The 16,707-nt window shown below is 73.8% G+C and carries 12 protein-coding genes and 1 pseudogene; 6 read left to right on the forward strand and 7 right to left on the reverse strand.

Annotation, left to right across the window (positions count from 1 at the left end):
- Positions 1–47: 47 nt before the first annotated feature.
- Positions 48–1,361 (reverse strand): FAD-binding oxidoreductase, encoded by a 1,314-nt coding sequence (locus ABD844_RS32050; protein ID WP_344886451.1) that lies wholly within the window; start codon positions 1,359–1,361, stop codon positions 48–50.
- Between ABD844_RS32050 and ABD844_RS32055 the strand changes: the two genes are divergently transcribed.
- Positions 1,360–1,620 carry a hypothetical protein gene (locus ABD844_RS32055; RefSeq protein ID WP_344886452.1) on the forward strand — a complete coding sequence of 87 codons (261 nt, stop codon included), beginning with the start codon at positions 1,360–1,362 and terminating at the stop codon, positions 1,618–1,620. The two genes, ABD844_RS32050 and ABD844_RS32055, sit on opposite strands and share 2 nt — an antisense overlap.
- An 82-nt stretch (positions 1,621–1,702) precedes the next feature.
- Positions 1,703–2,449, forward strand: coding sequence for an SAM-dependent methyltransferase (locus ABD844_RS32060; protein ID WP_344886453.1), 747 nt, complete (start codon positions 1,703–1,705; stop codon positions 2,447–2,449).
- 110 nt (positions 2,450–2,559) lie between these two features.
- On the opposite strand, the gene ABD844_RS32065 is transcribed toward ABD844_RS32060, so the two are convergent.
- Complete coding sequence (locus tag ABD844_RS32065; protein ID WP_344886454.1) at positions 2,560–3,738, reverse strand: cytochrome P450; 1,179 nt, start codon at positions 3,736–3,738, stop codon at positions 2,560–2,562.
- Positions 3,739–3,878: 140 nt separating this feature from the next.
- Here ABD844_RS32065 and ABD844_RS32070 point away from each other — a divergent pair, with 140 nt between their 5' ends.
- Positions 3,879–6,683, forward strand: a complete 2,805-nt coding sequence (locus ABD844_RS32070; protein ID WP_344886455.1) for a LamG-like jellyroll fold domain-containing protein — start codon at positions 3,879–3,881, stop codon at positions 6,681–6,683.
- A gap of 795 nt (positions 6,684–7,478) precedes the next feature.
- Here ABD844_RS32070 and ABD844_RS32075 read toward each other — a convergent pair.
- From ABD844_RS32075 to ABD844_RS32085, 3 genes and pseudogenes are all read right to left on the reverse strand, one after another.
- Positions 7,479–9,737 carry an LLM class flavin-dependent oxidoreductase gene (locus tag ABD844_RS32075; RefSeq protein ID WP_344886456.1) on the reverse strand — a complete coding sequence of 753 codons (2,259 nt, stop codon included), beginning with the start codon at positions 9,735–9,737 and terminating at the stop codon, positions 7,479–7,481.
- A 23-nt stretch (positions 9,738–9,760) separates the two neighbouring features.
- Positions 9,761–10,651: pseudogene (locus tag ABD844_RS32080) on the reverse strand (LLM class flavin-dependent oxidoreductase); the annotation flags it as partial.
- 183 nt (positions 10,652–10,834) lie between these two features.
- Positions 10,835–11,338 carry a MarR family winged helix-turn-helix transcriptional regulator gene (locus tag ABD844_RS32085; protein ID WP_344886458.1) on the reverse strand — a complete coding sequence of 168 codons (504 nt, stop codon included), beginning with the start codon at positions 11,336–11,338 and terminating at the stop codon, positions 10,835–10,837.
- Between the two features lie 150 nt (positions 11,339–11,488).
- On the opposite strand from ABD844_RS32085, the gene ABD844_RS32090 reads away from it, so the two are divergent.
- The gene (locus ABD844_RS32090; protein ID WP_344886459.1) at positions 11,489–13,066 is read left to right on the forward strand and encodes an alpha/beta fold hydrolase; all 1,578 of its coding nucleotides are present in this window, start codon (positions 11,489–11,491) and stop codon (positions 13,064–13,066) included.
- A gap of 91 nt (positions 13,067–13,157) precedes the next feature.
- On the opposite strand, the gene ABD844_RS32095 is transcribed toward ABD844_RS32090, so the two are convergent.
- Both ABD844_RS32095 and ABD844_RS32100 read right to left on the reverse strand, forming a co-directional pair.
- Positions 13,158–13,817 (reverse strand): response regulator, encoded by a 660-nt coding sequence (locus tag ABD844_RS32095; protein ID WP_344886460.1) that lies wholly within the window; start codon positions 13,815–13,817, stop codon positions 13,158–13,160.
- A 65-nt stretch (positions 13,818–13,882) separates the two neighbouring features.
- Entirely contained in the window at positions 13,883–14,719 is an 837-nt protein-coding gene (locus ABD844_RS32100) for a sensor histidine kinase (RefSeq protein WP_344886461.1), read from the reverse strand.
- 129 nt (positions 14,720–14,848) lie between these two features.
- Between ABD844_RS32100 and ABD844_RS32105 the strand changes: the two genes are divergently transcribed.
- Positions 14,849–15,559, forward strand: coding sequence for an ABC transporter ATP-binding protein (locus ABD844_RS32105; protein ID WP_344886462.1), 711 nt, complete (start codon positions 14,849–14,851; stop codon positions 15,557–15,559).
- Positions 15,556–16,707, forward strand: a 1,152-nt coding sequence (locus ABD844_RS32110) for an FtsX-like permease family protein (RefSeq protein WP_344886463.1), incomplete at its 3' end; no start/stop codon positions are given. The genes ABD844_RS32105 and ABD844_RS32110, both read left to right, overlap by 4 nt.

Raw genomic sequence — 16,707 nt, forward strand, 5'->3', positions numbered from 1 at the left:
CGGCAGCGGCACAGGACCCATGATCCACGCGACCTCGGGGGGCGGAGTCACGCCAGGACGGGGAAGTTGGCGCGCAGCACCCCGTGCGGGTCGCGGGCCCGCTTGATCTCCCGCAGCCGGGCCAGGTCCGCCTCGGTGAAGGCCGCCGCGGCCCGCTCGCCGCTCCCCAGCATCGTGTACGGCTTACGCCCGCTCACCAGCCCACCGAGCGCCTCGGCGAACCGCTCCTGCCGGACGCCCGTGGCCCGCGCCATCTCGGGGTTGAGCGCGAGCCCCAGCAGGTAGACCAGGTACGGCTCGGTGAGGGGACCGCTCGGCCCCGCGTCCGGCCGCGCGGTGGACAGTGCCCCGCCCAGGTGTCTGAGCTGCACGCCGAGCAGCGGCTCCATCGGGGCGTCGAGCAGGATCTCGGCCGCCGTGTCGTCGAGTGCGGTCAGCAGCTCGCCGCGCGAGCGCCCGGGTGACGGGTCGGTGGGGTCGGTGCTGATGTCGCCCAGGTCGGCCACGGCCATCGGGCGGCGCTTGTCGGCGATCACGTCGTCGATCTTGTCGAGGCTGCCGAGCAGCGCGCGCCCGTCTGTCTCGTCGCCGAGGAAGGCGGCGTCCACGGTGACCATGGGCGGCGCCTGCGGGAGCTGGACCCGATTGAACCACAGGCTCAGCTCGTCGGGGGCCTGGAAGGTGATCTCGCGGAAGGCGTCGAACACCTCGCGGGCCCGATGGCCCGGCCAGATCATCCGGCCCCCGTAGAGGGCGGGCGCCGGATGCAGCTCGAACTCGACCGCCGTGACCACCGCGAAGTCGCCGCCCCCGCCGCGCAGCGCCCAGAACAGGTCGGGGTCGGAGTCGGCCGTCACCGTCGCGGGCTCGCCGTCGGCCTGTACGACGTCGAACGAGCGCACGCCGTCGGCGGCGAAGCCGTACCTGCGGCCGAACCAGCTCAGCCCGCCGCCCAGGGTGTAGCCGGTCACGCTCACGATGGGGCTGCTGCCCGCCAGCCCGGTCAGCCCCGACGGCCCGGCCGCGGCCAGCACCTCGCCCCACTTCACGCCCGCGCCCACGCGGGCCACCCGCTCCCCGGCCCGCACCTCGACGCCGCCCAGCAGCCCGGTACGCAGCAGGATGACCCCCTCGGTGTCACCGGAGGCCCCGTGGCCGCCCGCCTGGGCGCTCACCGTGAGCCCGGCGCGGCCCGCGTAGCGGACCACGGCCGCGACGTCGGCCGCGTCGCGGGCCTCGACGACGGCGGCGACGGGTTGTCGGATCGCGAGGTTCCACGGTTTGGCCGTCTCCTCGAACCCGTCGTCGCCGGGCAGCAGCACCCGGCCCTCCACCGCGCCGCGCAGATCGGTGTTCGTCATGTTCGTCCTCAGCTCCTGTGTCGTTCGTCGGCCGGTGGCCGTCGTGCGTCACCGCTATGACGGACGCGAGGGAGGAAACGTGACCGGGCGGCGGAAGAACCTCCCGCACGCCGCCCATGACTCCCGCGCCCTGGCAGTGACGCCGCACGCCAAGGATGCCGTCCGGCACCGACAATTCCGCTCGGCCTCCGACGACGCCCGCGACCAGGCGAATGAGCACCGCCTGCGGATGGAGGCGCCCGCAGCCTTCGCATGCTGAACAGCGACGGCCGCGATCCCCCGGATGCCGCCCGCGCCCCTGGCCTTGGCACTCCGTCCGCCGATCCGCCATAGTCCCTCGGATGGAACGCGAACAGCTCAGCCACCTCGCCCACGGCGACCACCCCATCTCCGCCCCCATCGGCGAGGAGGGCCTCGATCGCCTGCTCGCCCGGGCGAAGCTGCCGCCGAAGGCACGCATCCTCGACCTGGGCTGTGGCGAGGGGGCGTGGCTGACGAGGGCGCTCGCGCGCTACCCGGACGCGACGGCCGACGGGGTCGACGTCTCCGAGCCCGCGCTGGCCGCCACCGCCAGGGACGCCGACAGTCGCGGGGTGTCCGACCGGCTGCGGCTGCACCGTACCCCGGCGGCCGCCTTCGCCGCCGACGGGCCGTACGACCTGGTGTTGTGCGTCGGCGCCACCCACGCGTTCGGCGGGCTCGCCGCGACGCTCGCCGCCGTACGCGCCCACCTGCGTCCCTCCTCCGGGCTCGCCCTGGTCGGCGAGGGCTTCTGGGAACGGCCGCCCGCCCCCGACCTGCTCACCCGGCTGGACGCCGAGCCCGACGAATACGCCGACCTGGCCGGCACGGTGGAGCGCATGGAGCGCGCCGGTTTCGCCACCGTCCACGGTCACACCAGCTCAAGGGCGGAATGGGACGAGTACGAGTGGTCGTGGACCGGCACGCTGACCCGCTGGGCGCTCGCCCACCCGGGCCCGGACGGCGACGCCGCCCTCGCCACCGCCCGCGAACACCGCGAGCTGTGGCTCACCGGCTACCGGGACGTCCTGGGCTTCGTCACGCTCCTGCTCCAACGCACGGACTGACGCCCGATCAGCGCGAACGTACGGCGCGAGCAGCGGCCCGATCACCACGTCGGGCCCGGCACGGGCTGACTCCCGATCAGCAGAGACACCCACCACGGGGCGAGGCCCGATCACCAGGTGACGTGCAGTTCCGCCGGGCCGAAGTCGACGCCGTCGCGGGCCCAGACGATCTGGTCGACCGGATCCCGCAGCCGCAGGCCGGGCAGCCGCCGGGCCAGCGCGCCGAGGGCGGCGGCCACCTCCAGCCGGGCCAGCGGCGCGCCGAGGCAGTAGTGCATGCCGTGCCCGAACACCAGCGACGGGCCGGCACCGGAGCCTGCGTGCCGCTCCGGCCGGAGGGCGTCGGGCTCGTCGAAGTGCCGGGGGTCGCGGTGCGCGGCCTCCAGCCGTACCAGCACCAGGTCACCGGCCGCGATCCGGGCCCCGGCCAGGTCGAGATCGGCCTGGGCGTAGCGGGGGAACGGCTCGCCGGTCCGCCCCGACTGCAGGCGCAGCACCTCCTCGACGGTCGCGGCCAGCTGCCCGGGGTCGGCGGCGTCCGGCAGCCGATCCTCGGCGAGGAGGTGGAGGGCGGCGGTCGAGATGGCGTTGCGGGCCGACAGGTAGCCGGCGGAGACGATGGTGGCGGCCATGGCGACCAGCTCGCCGTCGCTCAGCCGCCCGTCGTCGGCGTCCCGTACGGCGATGAGCGAGCTGAGCAGGTCGTCCCCCAGGGCCGCCCGCCTGGCCTCGACCAGCGTGGCGGCGTACGCGGCCAGTTCCTCCCACGCCTGGGCGGCCTGGGCCAGCTCCTCCGGGGCGCCGAACACGAAGTCGGCCCCGCCCGTGCCGCCGGCGATGGCGTGGAACCGTTCGCGGTCGCCGATCTCGACGCCGAGCAGCTCGCTGATCGCCGTGATCGACATCGGCGCCGCCAGCCCGGCCACCAGGTCGGCGGGCGGGCCGGTCTTGGCCAGCGCCGCCACGTGCTCGCCGGCCAGCCGCTCGACGCGGGCGCGCAGCCCGTCCACGGCGCGCGGGCCGAACGCCTTCGACACCAGCCGCCGCAGCCGCGCGTGCGCCTCGCCGTCCTGGAACAACGTGTCGTTGCCCTCGTGCGGCACGCCAGGCGGCGCGAGCCCGAACCTCCGGTCGGAGAGCACGGCGGCGACGGCCTCGTACGAGGTGACCAGCCACGCCGTCCGGCCGTCGGGGGTACGCACCGGGGCCACGGGCTCCGTCTCGCGCAGGCGCGCGTACTCGGGAGGGGGCACGAGGGGGTCGGGACGGTCGAACGGCAGGTTCATCATCGTGCACGCCTTTCTCACGGAAGTCGCTGACCTGCCGCCAGTCAAAACGTTGCCGCTACGTCAAGGTCAAGCCCGGACGATCCATCCGGGTGGGACACCGTCTGTCGCACGCCGTGCACGCCCGGGTTACCAAAGGGCGCATGCTGCTCAAGCGGGTGGTCAACCCGCTCCAGCCTGGCGTGGACGACGCGGGCAAGTGCTCCGGCGCCACCCTGCCGCGCGGCTGCCAGGCCCTCGAGTACGTCTACGCCGCGGCCACCGCGCCGGGCCTGAGCGACACCGTGTTCGGCGACCACACGGACCGGGTCGTCGCGGTGAAGCTCTGGGCCTGGGACTCGGCGGCCTCCGCCACCACCGGCGAGGAGGTCGCCCGCTACGCCTACGACCACCTGGGCCGGCTGCGCCAGGTGTGGGACCCGCGCGTCAGCCTCGCGCTGAAGACCTCCTACGAGTACGACGCCGCCGGCCGGGTCACCAAGGCGACCCCGCCGGGTGAGCTGCCGTGGATGTTCGACCACGGTAACCCGGATGTGGACGCGGCCGCGCTGCGCTGGGACCTGGACGCCGGCTCCGGGACCTCGGCGGCCGACTCGTCCGGCAGCGGCCGGAACGGCACGATCACCGCGGGCGTGGGCTGGGCCCAGGGCAACGACCCCGGCCGGGCCGAGGACCGCGCGCTCACGTTCGGCGGCACGGCGGGGGCGCAGGTCCAGGTGGCCGGGGCCGCGCTGCCGAACACCTCGGCCTACACCGTCTCCGCCTGGGCCCGCCTGACCGACAAGTCGGTCAACCGGACGATCGTCTCCAAGGACGGCTCGTCCACCAGCGGGTTCTTCCTCAACTACGTGGCCGCGACCGACCGGTGGGCGTTCTCACGGGTCACCGCCGACAGTGAAAGCTCGTCCGCGGTGCGCGCCACCTCGAACGTCGCGCCCACGCTGGGCCAGTGGACCCACCTGACCGGCGTCCACGACCCGGCCACCGGCCGGATGACCCTCTACGTCAACGGGGTGGCGCAGTCGGCCACCGCGGCCGCCGGCGGCTGGAACGCGTCCGGCAACTACGTGATCGGCCGGGCCAAGTGGGCGGGCGCCGCCGCGAACCTGTGGCACGGCGGCATCGACGACGTACGGATCTACGGGCGGGCGCTGGCCGCGGACCAGATCGCCGACCTGGCCGGTGACGAGCACCCGGGCAAGCTGTTACGGGTCCGGCGGGCCGCGCTGCAGCCGGGCTCGAAGACCGCCACCGACGGGGAGACCGCCGTCAATCTGGTCTACAACACGCCGCCGACCAAGGCGGCGGGCGGGCCGTACGATCTGAACGCCGCCGCCGCGGCCACCTGGGGACAGTCGGACGTGCCGACCGAGGCGGTCGCCGTCTTCGGGCCGGAGGACATCCCGGGCCGCAACAGCGCCACCGGTTCGGTGCCAGGCACCTCCGGGTACCGGTTCGCGACCGTCTACTACCTGAACCCGCACGGTCAGGCGGTCAACGTGGCCAGTCCGGGCGGCGCCGTCGACACCCAGGAGTACGACAGGTTCGGCAACGTGGTCCGATCCCTGGAGGCCACCGACCGCTCCCTCGCGCTCGGGCTGCTGCCGAACGCGGGCACCGACCTCGCCGCGCTCGGCCTGCTGGACTCCGACACCGCCAGCCGCGCGTACGCGCTGTCCACGACGAACGCCTACAGCACCGACGGGGTGAACCTGCTGGAGGCGGTCGGGCCGACGGTGACGATGGTGATGGAACGCCAGGTCGCCGACCCTGACGGCGGCGGGCCTTTGGGCGCGATCGAGGCCGGGTCCACGGTCATCGGCCGGCCGAGCGTGACCATGGCCTACGACGAGGACAAACCCGACGGAACCCGCTACCACCTGGTCACGACCGAGACCCAGGGGGCCAGGATCGACGGCTACCCGGCGGTCGGCCTGCGGGTCACCAGGAAGGGGTACGCCCCCGAGCACGGCGGGACGTCGGGCTGGGCACTGCGCCTGCCGACCAAGACCGTCACCGACGCCGGCGGTGCGGACCTCACCTCCTACCGGGTCTACGACGACGCGGGCCGGGTGGTGAAGTCGCTGGGTGTCGGCTCCGACGGCTCCGACGCCCGTACGCCGGCGGTGGTCTACTACACGGCCGGGGCCAACGCGGCGGAGGCCGCCTGCGGCGACCGGCCGGAGTGGGCCGGTCAGGTCTGCCTGACCAGGGCCGCCGGAGAGGTCACCGGGCACGACCCGGCGCGGATGACCGGCGAGCTGCCCGTCCGCCGGGTCAGCGCCTACAGCCGTTACCTGGACGAGGCGGAGGTGAAGGAGACCTCGGGCGGCAAGACGAGAACCACGACGACGACGTTCGACGCCGCCGCCCGCGTCACGGGCAGGACCATCACGTCCGACCTGGGCGCGGCCGTGCCCGCGACGACCACCACCTACGACCCCGCCGGCGGCCGGGTCGCCCGCAGCGTCGCGGACGGCGCCGCCGTCGTCCGGGAGTACGACGTGCTGGGCAGGCTGGTCAGCTACACCGACGCCGACGGCTCCGCCACGGTGACCGAGTACGACCGGTTCGGCAAGCGGACCAAGGTGACCGACCCGACCGGTTCCGGCACCTTCACCTACGACCGGGACGCCGAGCCGCGCGGCCTGGTGACCGGGTACACCGACAACATCGCGGGCACGTACTCGCCGGACGGGCAACACCGGCGGCGGCAAGCGTTACTCCTACGACCGGATCGGCCGGCTGACCGCCGTGTCGCACAGCGGCGCCGGCACGGCCGGCTGCGTCACCCGTACGTACGCCTACGACACCCGCTCCAACCGGACCGGCCAGTCCGTCTTCGAACCGGCCGCGGACGGCTCGTGCGACACGGCGGAGGCCGACTCGTCGGAGAGCTACGGCTACGACTCCGCCGACCGGCTGACCAAGGCGGGATACGTCTATGACGCGTTCGGCCGGACGACCCAGACGCCGGACGGGGTGGCCAACGGCTACTTCGCCAACGATCTCGTCCAGAGCCAGGAGGCCGGCGACGCCCGGCAGACCTGGACGCTCGACCCGCTGCACCGGTCGCGGACGTCACGCGCCCAGACGCAGGTGGACGGCACCTGGACGAACACCGCGGCGAAGGTCAACCACTACGGTGACGACAGCGACGAGCCGACCTGGATCGCCGAGGACGACACCGGCGCCCGTACCCGGATCATCGCCGGGCCGGACAACGACCTGGTGGCGACGTCCTCCGCCAACGGCAGCGTGCTGCTGCAACTGACGAACCTGCACGGGGACGTGGCCGCGACCGTCGACCGCGCCCTGAGCGAGCCGGAGCTGTTCGACTACCAGGAGTTCGGCGAGCCGGCCGGCGGGCAGAGCGGCCAGCGCTACGGCTGGCTCAGCGGCAAGCTGCGCTCCGGCGAGGCGATGGGCGGCACGGGTCAAGAACGGCCTCAACTGCGGGGAGGTGTTCGGCACCATGTTCTCCAACGCCTTGGGCAACTGGTCGAGTGCCAAGGGCTATCCAGGGGCGGCCAGGATGCTGGGATGGGTGGGCGGATTCATCTTCGGCTATCTGCGTAACGCCAGGTGCAGCGCCAAGACCAAGTACTCCTAGCGAATCCGCTGGAGGCCGGTGCCGTCACCGGCCTCCAGCGGGCCGGACCATGCGGATCAGATTCGGCCCACCCGGCGTGCGGCACTGCCAGGCCCTCTGGGACACCTGACGAGCGCTGGTCCTGGGCCGTTCAGGGCTCGGTGGGGGTGACGTTGAAGTTGTCGCGGAAGACGTTGTCCGGGTCGTAGCGGCGTTTGAGTGCGCGCAGCCGCCGTAACGTGGGCTCGGGGTAGGCGTCGTGGAGGCGTTCGGGGCGCAGGTCGGTCTCGAAGTTGATGTAGAGGCCGTTGAAGTGGTGGAGCAGGCCGTCCCAGGCGGCGTCCAGGCCCCGGCGGCTGGGACCGAAGGCGACGAGCTGGAAGTTGGCCGAGCGGCCCGCGTAGGCGGTGGCGTCGGGGGCGACGTCCGACGCCGCGCCCCCGACCGCGCGGATCTGGAAGAAGTACGTCTGCCCGCTCGCCACCAGCCGCGCCGCCGCCGCCGACAGCTCGGGCGTGAGGTGGTCGGCGAGCGCGGCCCTGGTCACCGGCTCCCCCTGGCCGTCGTGCTGGCCGTGCCCGACGCGCATGACCTCCTCGTACGGCAGCACCTGGATGGAGTAGTCGAGCAGCGGCGCCGCGGCGGCGACGGGCTGGAGCCGGTTGACGATCGTCTCGGCGTCGTCGGAGTCCACGACCGCCATGATCTGCCCGATGAGCGGCTGGCCGAGCTGGGCCCGGCCGACGATCAGGGAGCTGGTCAGGTCACGCGGGGCGGCCTCCATGGCGGCTCCCCAGCGTTCGAGGAGGGCGGCCGTGTCGGAGGCGTCCACGACCAACTGCGCGAAGCCGACGTCGCCCGCCTCGTCCACCTCGAACTCGAACGACGTGACGATGCCGAAGTTGGCGCCCGCGCCGCGTACGCCCCAGAACAGCTCGGCGTTCTCCTCCTCGTCGGCGTGCACCTGGCTGCCGTCGGCGAGCACGAGGTCCACGGCGCGCAGGTGGTCGATGGTCAGCCCGTGCTCGCGGACGAACCAGCCGATGCCGCCCGAGGTGGCCAGGCCGCCGACGCCCACGCCGCCGTAGTCGCCGGAGCTGAGCGCCCAGCCGTGCGGGGCGAGCGCGGCGGCCACGTCGCTCCAGCGCGCGCCCGGTCCGACGCGGACGCGGCGGGCCGCCTTGTCGAGGACCTCGATCGCGTTGAGGCGCGACAGGTCGATGACGATGCCGCCGTTGTTGGTCGAACGCCCGCTGATGCCGTGGCCGCCGCTGCGGATCGACAGCTTCACCGGCTGCGTACGCGCGAACACCACCGCCTGCCCCGCCTCCCCGGGCGTGCCGGGGCGCAGGACCAGGCCGGGTGAGCCGCCGCGCAGGTACGTGGAGCGGACGCGGGCGTAACCGGCGTCGCCGGGTTCGACGGCCGTCGGGGCGAGGGCGGCGGGTACGGCGTCGTAGTCGATGCCGTCACGCCGGTGCCTGCGGACGAACACGCTCTTGACCTGGCTCCGCTCTGCCCCGGACGCCGCGCGCAACGCGGGGGCGACCTCCTCGGCGAAGCGCCGCAGGATTCCGGGGTCGTCGGTGGCGAGGAGGAGGGTGCTGAGCCCTCCGGCCCGGATCAGGGCCAGGAGGTCGGCCACCCACTCTTCGGCCGGGCCGGACCGGGGCGCGATGCGGGCCAGGCGGCGGAGCTCCCGAGGGTCGCGCCCGGCCGCCTCCGCCGCCGCGTCGATCTCCGCTCCGGGCCCACCGGGTGCGGGGGACAGACCGTCCGCCGCCGCGTCAATCGCGGCCTCGGGGTCCTCGGGTGCCTCGGGTGTGAGGAACAGGCCGTCGGCCTTGGCGGCGGCCAGGCGCAGGAGGCCGGGGTGCAGGGGGCCGGGGCGCGGCTCGGCTGCCACCCACAGAGGGATGTTGTGTGCCGGGGCTGGGCCGCGTTCCGCGCCTTCAAGGCGGTGGTGTTCGCCGTCGAAGGTGAGCGGCGAGCGGTGGTGGGCCGCCCAGATGCCGCGGATGACGTCGACCGCCTCACCCAGCCGCCCGACCACGTCACCCACCCTCCCGTCCGCTCCGTCCACCCCGTCGGCCCTGTCCGCCCCGTCCGTGCTCAGCACCAGCTCGACGCGGCCGTCGGTGAGCAGGTCGAGGCTGGCCGCCGCGCGCGCCGCCACCGCCGGATCGGCCTCGGGACCGACCCCGGCGGCCAGGCGGACGCGGCTCGTACGGGCCGCGACCCAGCTCAGCAGCGTCCAGGGGTCGGTGCCCGCGGGCTCGTCCAGGAAGGACACCAGGTCGTAACCCAGCTCCTCCGCCAGCCGCGCCCGCTCGACCGCCGCCTCCGGCTCGGAGCCGCCCGGCGTGAGCAGCACGCCGAACCGCAGCGGGTGACCGTAGCCGGTGCTCATCGCGCGTTCCCCGGGACGCCGCCCCGCTCCTGCGCCACGAGTTCGCGCACCCGGGGAGCGACCTCCTGGCCGAACGCCCGGATGGTGCCGGGGTCGTCAGCCATGACGATGTAGCCGGAGAAGCCGTACTCGAGGGTGAGCGCGGCGAGCTGCTCCGCCCACTGCTCGGGCGGGCCGGTCAGCAGCCGGTCACTGCGCGGGCCGCCGAGCCGTCCGCCGATGTTGATCAGGCGGCGGACGGCGGACGGGTCGCGCCCCGCCTCGGTGGCCGCCGCGTCGATGGTGGCGTTGGCCGCGGCCAGCTCGTCCAGGCTCTTCATGTACGGCAGCGAGGGCAGCCACCCGTCGGCCTTGGCGCCGATCAGGCGGAGCATCCTCGGCTTGTACGCCCCCAGCCAGATGCCGATGTCGTGGGCCGGGGCGGGCCCGCGCTTGGCGCCGTCGACCCGGTAGTACGTCCCGTCCACCCGGAACAGCGAACGGTTGTCCGCGTCCCACAGCCCGCGGATGATGTCGATGGCCTCGCTGAGCGCGTCCACGGCCTGCCCGGGGCTCAGCCTTCGGCCGCCCATGGCCGCGATCGCGTCCCAGAAGCCGCCCGCGCCCAGGCCCAGCTCGAACCGGCCCCCGCTCAGCAGGTCGAGCCCGGCCGCGGCCCTGGCGAGCACGGCGGGAGGGCGCAGGGGCAGGTTGATCACGTTGCCCGACAGGTGGACGCGCTCGGTCTTGGCGGCGACGTAGGACAGCAGCGTCCAGGTGTCGAGGAAGGCCGACTGGTAGGGGTGGTCCTGGAAGGTCACCAGGTCGAGCCCGGCCGCCTCCGACTCCTGTGCCAGCGCGACGACCTCCTGCGGTGAGGCGTTCCCCGGCGTGATGAAGGACCCGAACTTCAGGTCGTGCCCGTAGTCAGGCATGTGCCCTCCTCCTCCGCCCGCGCGAGGCAGATGTGTTGCTGTGAAGACTATCTCTGTGCCAGACGAGTTGCACAACAGCTAGTTGATCCCGGACATTCCATGCGCGCGCCCGCGCCCCACGGGACGCGAAAAGCGCAGGAAAAGCGCAGGAGTGGACCGGCAGAGCAACACAGGCGGGAACGGTCAGGCGCCGTCGGAGAGCATCTCCTCGGCCACGTCGCACGGGTCTCTGACCGGTTCGAGGTGGCGTACGTCGCAGGCCACCCGCCACAGCAGCCCACGGAAAGTGTCGCGCTCGGTCGCATCCAGCGCCCCGAGCAGCTCGTCCTCCGCGTCGCGCACGCGCCGCGCGAGGTCCTTGAACACGCGTACGCCCTCCGCCGTGGCCACGATCCGGCGCTGCCGGCGGTCGGCGGGGTTGAGGCGGCGCTCGACCAGCCCGGCCTTGACGAGGTCGTCGAGCAGGTACGTCATCACCGTGCGGTCGATGCCCAGATGCGCGGCCAGGGCGAGCTGGGTCGGATGGTCACCGCCCACCACGGCGGCCAGGGTCTGGTAGCCGCGCGGGCCGTGCGGCAGGTCGCCGATCACCGTGATCACCGAACTGTGGTAGGCCCGCAGCAGCACGCCCAGAGTCCAGCCCAGGTTGTCCTGGCCGGAGAGCTCGTCGTGCCGCGCGCCGCTCATGCGGGCAATCCTATCTCCGATGCATGGCGTTCAGATGATCTGCGCTACCGCATATCCGACGCCGAAAAGATGACACGACCTCCTACTCAAGGTGGATGACCTTGTCGAGGGCCTGGTCCATGATCGGACTCCCCAACGTTTGGATGTGATATGCGAAGAACCGTCCTGTCCCTCGGCCTCTTAGCGGCGCTGACCGCACCCCTCATGCCCGTGACCCCCGCCACCGCCACCGCCACCGCCGGACCGGTGGCCGGGGCGACCACCCCGGCGTCCGCGCAGTCGATCGCCTGGGCGCCGTGCGCGGAGAACACCGCGGTCGAGTGCGGCACGCTGACCGTGCCCGTCGACTACGCCAAGCCGGACGGCGAGAAGTTCGAGCTCGCGCTGGCCCGCCGCAAGGCCACCGACCCCGCCGCCCGCATCGGCTCCCTCGTGATCAACCCCGGCGGCCCCGGCGGCTCCGGCGTGGAGGCCGTGCTCGGCGACTGGCTCGGCTTCAGCTCCGAGCTGACCAGCCGCTTCGACGTCGTCGGCTTCGACCCGCGCGGCGTGGCGCGCAGCCACCCCATCCTCTGCTCGCTCGACCTCGCCGTGCAGGCGCCCGACCCGCTGTCGATCAAGAGCCAGGCCGACTTCGAGGCCCTGCTCGCGCACAACGAACGCTACCGCCAGGACTGCCGCCAGCGCACCGGCCCGCTGTTCGACCAGGTGCACACCGGCAACGTCGTACGCGACCTCGACGTCCTGCGCGCCGCACTCGGCGACGACAAGCTCACCTACTACGGCGTCTCGTACGGCACGCTGATCGGCCAGCTCTACGCCGAGCAGTTCCCCGGCCGCGTGCGCGCGCTCACGCTCGACAGCAACATGGACCACAGCCTGGGCACGAGGGCCTTCCTCGACACCGAGTCGTGGACCGCCCAGGACTCCTTCAACGAGTTCGTCGCCTGGTGCGGCAAGACCGCCTCCTGCGCCCTGCACGGGCAGGACGTACGCGCCGTCTGGCGGGACCTGCTGGCCCGCGCCGACCGGGGCGAGCTGGAGGTTCCCGGTTTCCCTGGCGTCAAGCTGACCAAGTTGCACCTCATCAGGCAGGCGTTCGGCGCGTTCTACGGCCCGGCGTTCAAGGAGCTCGCCGACTTCCTGGAGGCGCTGGCCAAGGGGACCCCGTCGGAGGCGAAGGCGATCCTGACGCCCCTCGCCACCAGCTCGGAGCAGGTGATCAACGACGCCACCCAGGTGTTCTGCCAGGACTACCTGCTGCCGATCCGCGACTACCGCGAGTACGAGCGCCACATACGCAGGTCGGCCGCCATCGCGCCCGACATGCTGATCAGCTCCGCGGGCCACGGGACCTCCGTCGCCTGCCTGGGCACGTCCGCCCCGATCCCGAACCCGCAGCACCGCCTGGACGTGTCGGGCACGCCCACGCTGCTGCTGGGCAACGCCCTGCACGACCCCGCCACCGCCTACCCGTGGGCGGTCAACGCGGCGCGGCAGATCGGGCGGGAGGCCCGGCTGCTGACGTACGAGGGGTGGGGGCACGGCATCTACGGCCGCGGCGAGTGCCCGACCACGGCCATCGACGACTACCTCGTCTCGCTGAAGGTGCCCGCCAAGGGTGCGCGGTGTGAGGCGGTGCCGCCCGCCGAGGTGGGCCCGCTGCGCACCAGGCCGCTGCCCGGTCCTGTGCCGGGGATGCCCGGCTGGACGTTCGCGCGGTCGTAACGAGATCCCGCTGCCAGATCCCGGTGACCTCGCGGGGACGGCCCGCGAGGCCGCCGGCCGGTCGGCCGGACACCCGGAACCGGCCCCGTGGCTACTCGCCGCCCGGTCTGACCAGCCCCGTCTCGTAGGCGAGCACCACCGCCTGGGCGCGGTCGCGCAGCGCGAGCTTGGCGAAGATGCGAGCGACGTGCGTCTTCACGGTGGCCTCGCTGAGAGTCAGCGCGTACGCCAGCTCGGCGTTCGACAGGCCCCTGCCCATGAGCGTCAGGACCTCCAGCTCACGCGGCGTCAGGGCGGCCAGGTCGCTGTGGACGGCGGCGGGCGGGGCGCCGGGGGCGCGGTCGGCGGCGGCGAAGCGTTCGACGAGGCGGCGGGTGATCGACGGGGCCAGCAGCGCGTCACCGGTGCCGACCAGGCGTACGGCGGCGGCCAGGTGTTCCGGGGTGACGTCCTTGAGCAGGAAGCCGCTGGCGCCGAGGGCCAGGGCGGCGTAGACGTACCGGTCGAGGTCGAACGTGGTCAGCATGATCACCCGGCAGCGCGGGTCGTGGGCGAGCACCCGGCGGGCCGCCTCCAGGCCGTCCATGCCGGGCATGCGGATGTCCATCAGCACCACGTCGGGTACGAGCCGGTGCGCCTCGGCCACCGCCTCGGCCCCGTCGGCCGCCTCGCCCGCGACGTCGATGCCGCGCGCGGTCAGTATGAGCCGGAACCCGACCCGTACCAGCGCCTGGTCATCGGCGATCAACACCCGCGGGCCCGCACCCGGCACGGGTCCCGGTTCCGAAGCCCCGCCGGGTTCCGGGGCCGGGTGCGTCACGGGCGGTCCAGGGGGATGCGGGCGCGCACCCGGTAGCCGCCGCCGAGCCGTCGCCGGGCGTCGAGGTCGCCGCCGTACATCGCGACCCGTTCGCGCAGCCCCAGCAGCCCGCGCCCGGCCCCGTGCGCGGACCGTCCGCCGTCGTCCGCGCGCCGGGCGGCGCCCGTGAGCACGCTCGGCCCGGTGTTGAGCACCTCCACCCGCAGATAGTGGTCGGTGTAGCGGACGCTCACCTCGGCCTTGGCGCCCTCCCCGTGCTTGAGCGCGTTCGTGAGCGCCTCCTGGACGATCCGGTACGCGGTCACGTCGATCCCGGCGGGAAGCGGGCGGGGCGGGCCGGAGACGCGTACCTCGACCGGGAGCCCGGCGAACGCGATCCGGTCGGCCAGTGCCCCGAGCCGGCCCAGCCCCGGCTGCGGCGCGAGGTCACCCCCGTCGCCTTCGTTGCCCCCGTCGTCGTCGCCGTCGGGCGACGGCGCCAGCAGCCCGAGCAGGTGGCGCAGCTCGGTCATCGCGTCGCGCCCCGCGGACTCGACGGCCCTGAGCGCGGTCTCGGCCTCGCCCGGCATCGTGGTCAGCACCTCCCTGGCGGCCCCGGCCTGGACGACCATGAGGCTGACGTTGTGGCTGACGATGTCGTGCAGCTCGGCGGCGATCCTGGCGCGCTCGGCGTCGACGGCCGCGCCGGCCGCCCGTTCGCGCTCGCGTTCCAGCAGCCGCCCCTGCTCGCCGAGCGCGGCTCGGTAGCGGCGCCGCGTCCGTACGAGTGCCACCGCCAGCCATCCCGCGAGACCGCACGCGACCGCCAGGGCGGCGATCAGCCATTCCCACACGGGACCATCTTCGCGTCACCCGCGAACCCCCACATCCTCCCCCGGCCCTACATCCACGGGATGACGGCCGTCGCGCTTACATCCCCGGCGGGATGCCCTGCCGCGCCGCCCCGCTCTAGGTTCTGGGCCATGGACACACACCACGACCCCGGTGGACGCGTCGTCGTGCGGCTCGACGACGTCCACAAGGAGTACGGCGCGGCCAGGGCCCTCGGCGGCGTGTCACTGCGGATCGACGCCGGGGACGCGGTCGCCGTGATGGGGCCGTCGGGCTGTGGGAAGTCCACGCTGCTCAACCTGGTCGCCGGCCTGGACCGTCCGACGCGGGGGACGGTCCAGGTGGGCGGACAGGACCTGGGCGCGATGAACGAGACGGAGCTGGCGCTGTTCCGCCGCCGCCACGTCGGGATGGTCTTCCAGTTCTTCAACCTCATCGACGACCTGCCCGCGCTGGACAACGCCGCGCTGACCGCCCAGCTCACCGGGACGCCCGCGCGCCAGGCCCGCGACCGGGCGATGGAGCTGTTCGAGGAGCTGGGCATCGCCGAGCGCGCGGACGTATACCCGGCGGCGCTCAGCGGCGGGGAGCGCCAGCGCGTGGCCGTGGCCAGGGCGCTGATGAACCGTCCTGCCCTGCTGCTGGCCGACGAGCCGACCGGCGCGCTGGACAGCAGGTCCGGCGAGCAGGTGATGGACCTGCTGATCGACCTCAACCAGATCGGGCAGACGCTGCTGATCGTCACCCACGACCCCGACCTGGCCGAACGCTGCGCCGGCCGCCTGGTCGAGCTGGCCGACGGCCGGGTGGTCGCCGAGCACGGCCTGGAGCGCACCCCATGACCACCTCCCTCCCGCGATCCTCGCCCGGTCACCCGGCGTCGGAACGTGCCCCGTCCGGCCTGGGCGCCGGTGCGGTGTGGCGGGTCGCGCGGGCGGCGGTGCGGCGGCGCAGGGTGCAGACGTTCGTGCTCGGGGTCGTGGTCTTCTGCTCCACCGTGGCCATCGTGGTGGCCCTGGGCCTGCTGGAGAGCGTGTCGGCGCCATTCGACCGGGCCTTCGCGGAGCAGAACGGCGCGCACGTCGTGGCCTCCTACGATTCGGCCGAGGTCGCCGCGGCGCGGCTGGCGGCGGGGGCCCGCGTGCCCGGGGTGGAGGCGGCGGCGGGCCCGTTCCCGCAGGCCGTCGTGACGATCCCGGACACGGTCGAGCACCTGCCGCCCGGCCCGCTCGCGCTCGTCGGCCGTCCCGTCCCCGGCGGGCCGGTGGACCGGGTGGACCTGTGGGCCGGACGCCCGCCCGCCCGCGCCGGCGAGATCGTGCTCAACCGGCCGCCCGGCCCGCACTTCTCCTACCTCGTCGGCGCACGGTTCACCACGGCGGAAGGCCCGGCGTTCACCGTGGTGGGCCTGGCCTCCAGCGTGAGCGGGAGCGCCGAGTCGTGGGTGACCCCGGGCCAGGCCGCCGCGCTGCGCCCGTCCGCGTACCAGATGCTCTACCGTCTCGACGCCGCGGCCACCGACGCCGAGGTGCGCCGGGGCATGGCGGCGATCACGGCGGGGCTGCCGGAGAGTGCGCTGGTGGGCTCGCGGTCGTACCTGGCCGTCAAGCGGGACGCGGGCCGCACGGCCTCGGTGTTCCTGCCGTTCCTCGCCGGGTTCGGGGGGCTCGGGCTGGTGGTGGCCGTCCTCATCGTGGCGAACGTGGTCGGCGGCGCGGTCGTGGCCGGGTCACGGCACATCGGGGTGCTCAAGGCCCTCGGGTTCACGCCGAACCAGGTCGTGGCCGTGTACCTGACGATGGTCCTGGTCCCGGCCGCCGCCGGCGGCGCGCTCGGCACAGTGGCGGGCGGCCTGGCGGTGCGGCCGCTGCTGCGCGACATCGGCGACGGGGTGTTCAGCGTCACCGTCGGCCCCTGGGTGTACGCCGCCACGCTGGCCGGGATGCCGGCCGTGGTGGTGCTGGCGGCTCTGGTGCCCGCGCTGCGCGCG

The organism is Nonomuraea antimicrobica (genome assembly GCF_039536965.1).
Taxonomy (GTDB): domain Bacteria; phylum Actinomycetota; class Actinomycetes; order Streptosporangiales; family Streptosporangiaceae; genus Nonomuraea; species Nonomuraea antimicrobica.

Bases quoted from the DNA above. Each gene is read 5' to 3' on its own strand.
- ABD844_RS32055 (WP_344886452.1), top strand. From the start codon at position 1,360: ATGTTCGTCCTCAGCTCCTGTGTCGTTCGTCGGCCGGTGGCCGTCGTG.
- ABD844_RS32050 (WP_344886451.1), bottom strand. From the start codon at position 1,361: ATGACGAACACCGATCTGCGCGGCGCGGTGGAGGGCCGGGTGCTGCTG.
- ABD844_RS32060 (WP_344886453.1), top strand. From the start codon at position 1,703: ATGGAACGCGAACAGCTCAGCCACCTCGCCCACGGCGACCACCCCATC.
- ABD844_RS32065 (WP_344886454.1), bottom strand. From the start codon at position 3,738: ATGATGAACCTGCCGTTCGACCGTCCCGACCCCCTCGTGCCCCCTCCC.
- ABD844_RS32070 (WP_344886455.1), top strand. From the start codon at position 3,879: ATGCTGCTCAAGCGGGTGGTCAACCCGCTCCAGCCTGGCGTGGACGAC.
- ABD844_RS32075 (WP_344886456.1), bottom strand. From the start codon at position 9,737: ATGAGCACCGGCTACGGTCACCCGCTGCGGTTCGGCGTGCTGCTCACG.
- ABD844_RS32085 (WP_344886458.1), bottom strand. From the start codon at position 11,338: ATGAGCGGCGCGCGGCACGACGAGCTCTCCGGCCAGGACAACCTGGGC.
- ABD844_RS32090 (WP_344886459.1), top strand. From the start codon at position 11,489: ATGCGAAGAACCGTCCTGTCCCTCGGCCTCTTAGCGGCGCTGACCGCA.
- ABD844_RS32105 (WP_344886462.1), top strand. From the start codon at position 14,849: ATGGACACACACCACGACCCCGGTGGACGCGTCGTCGTGCGGCTCGAC.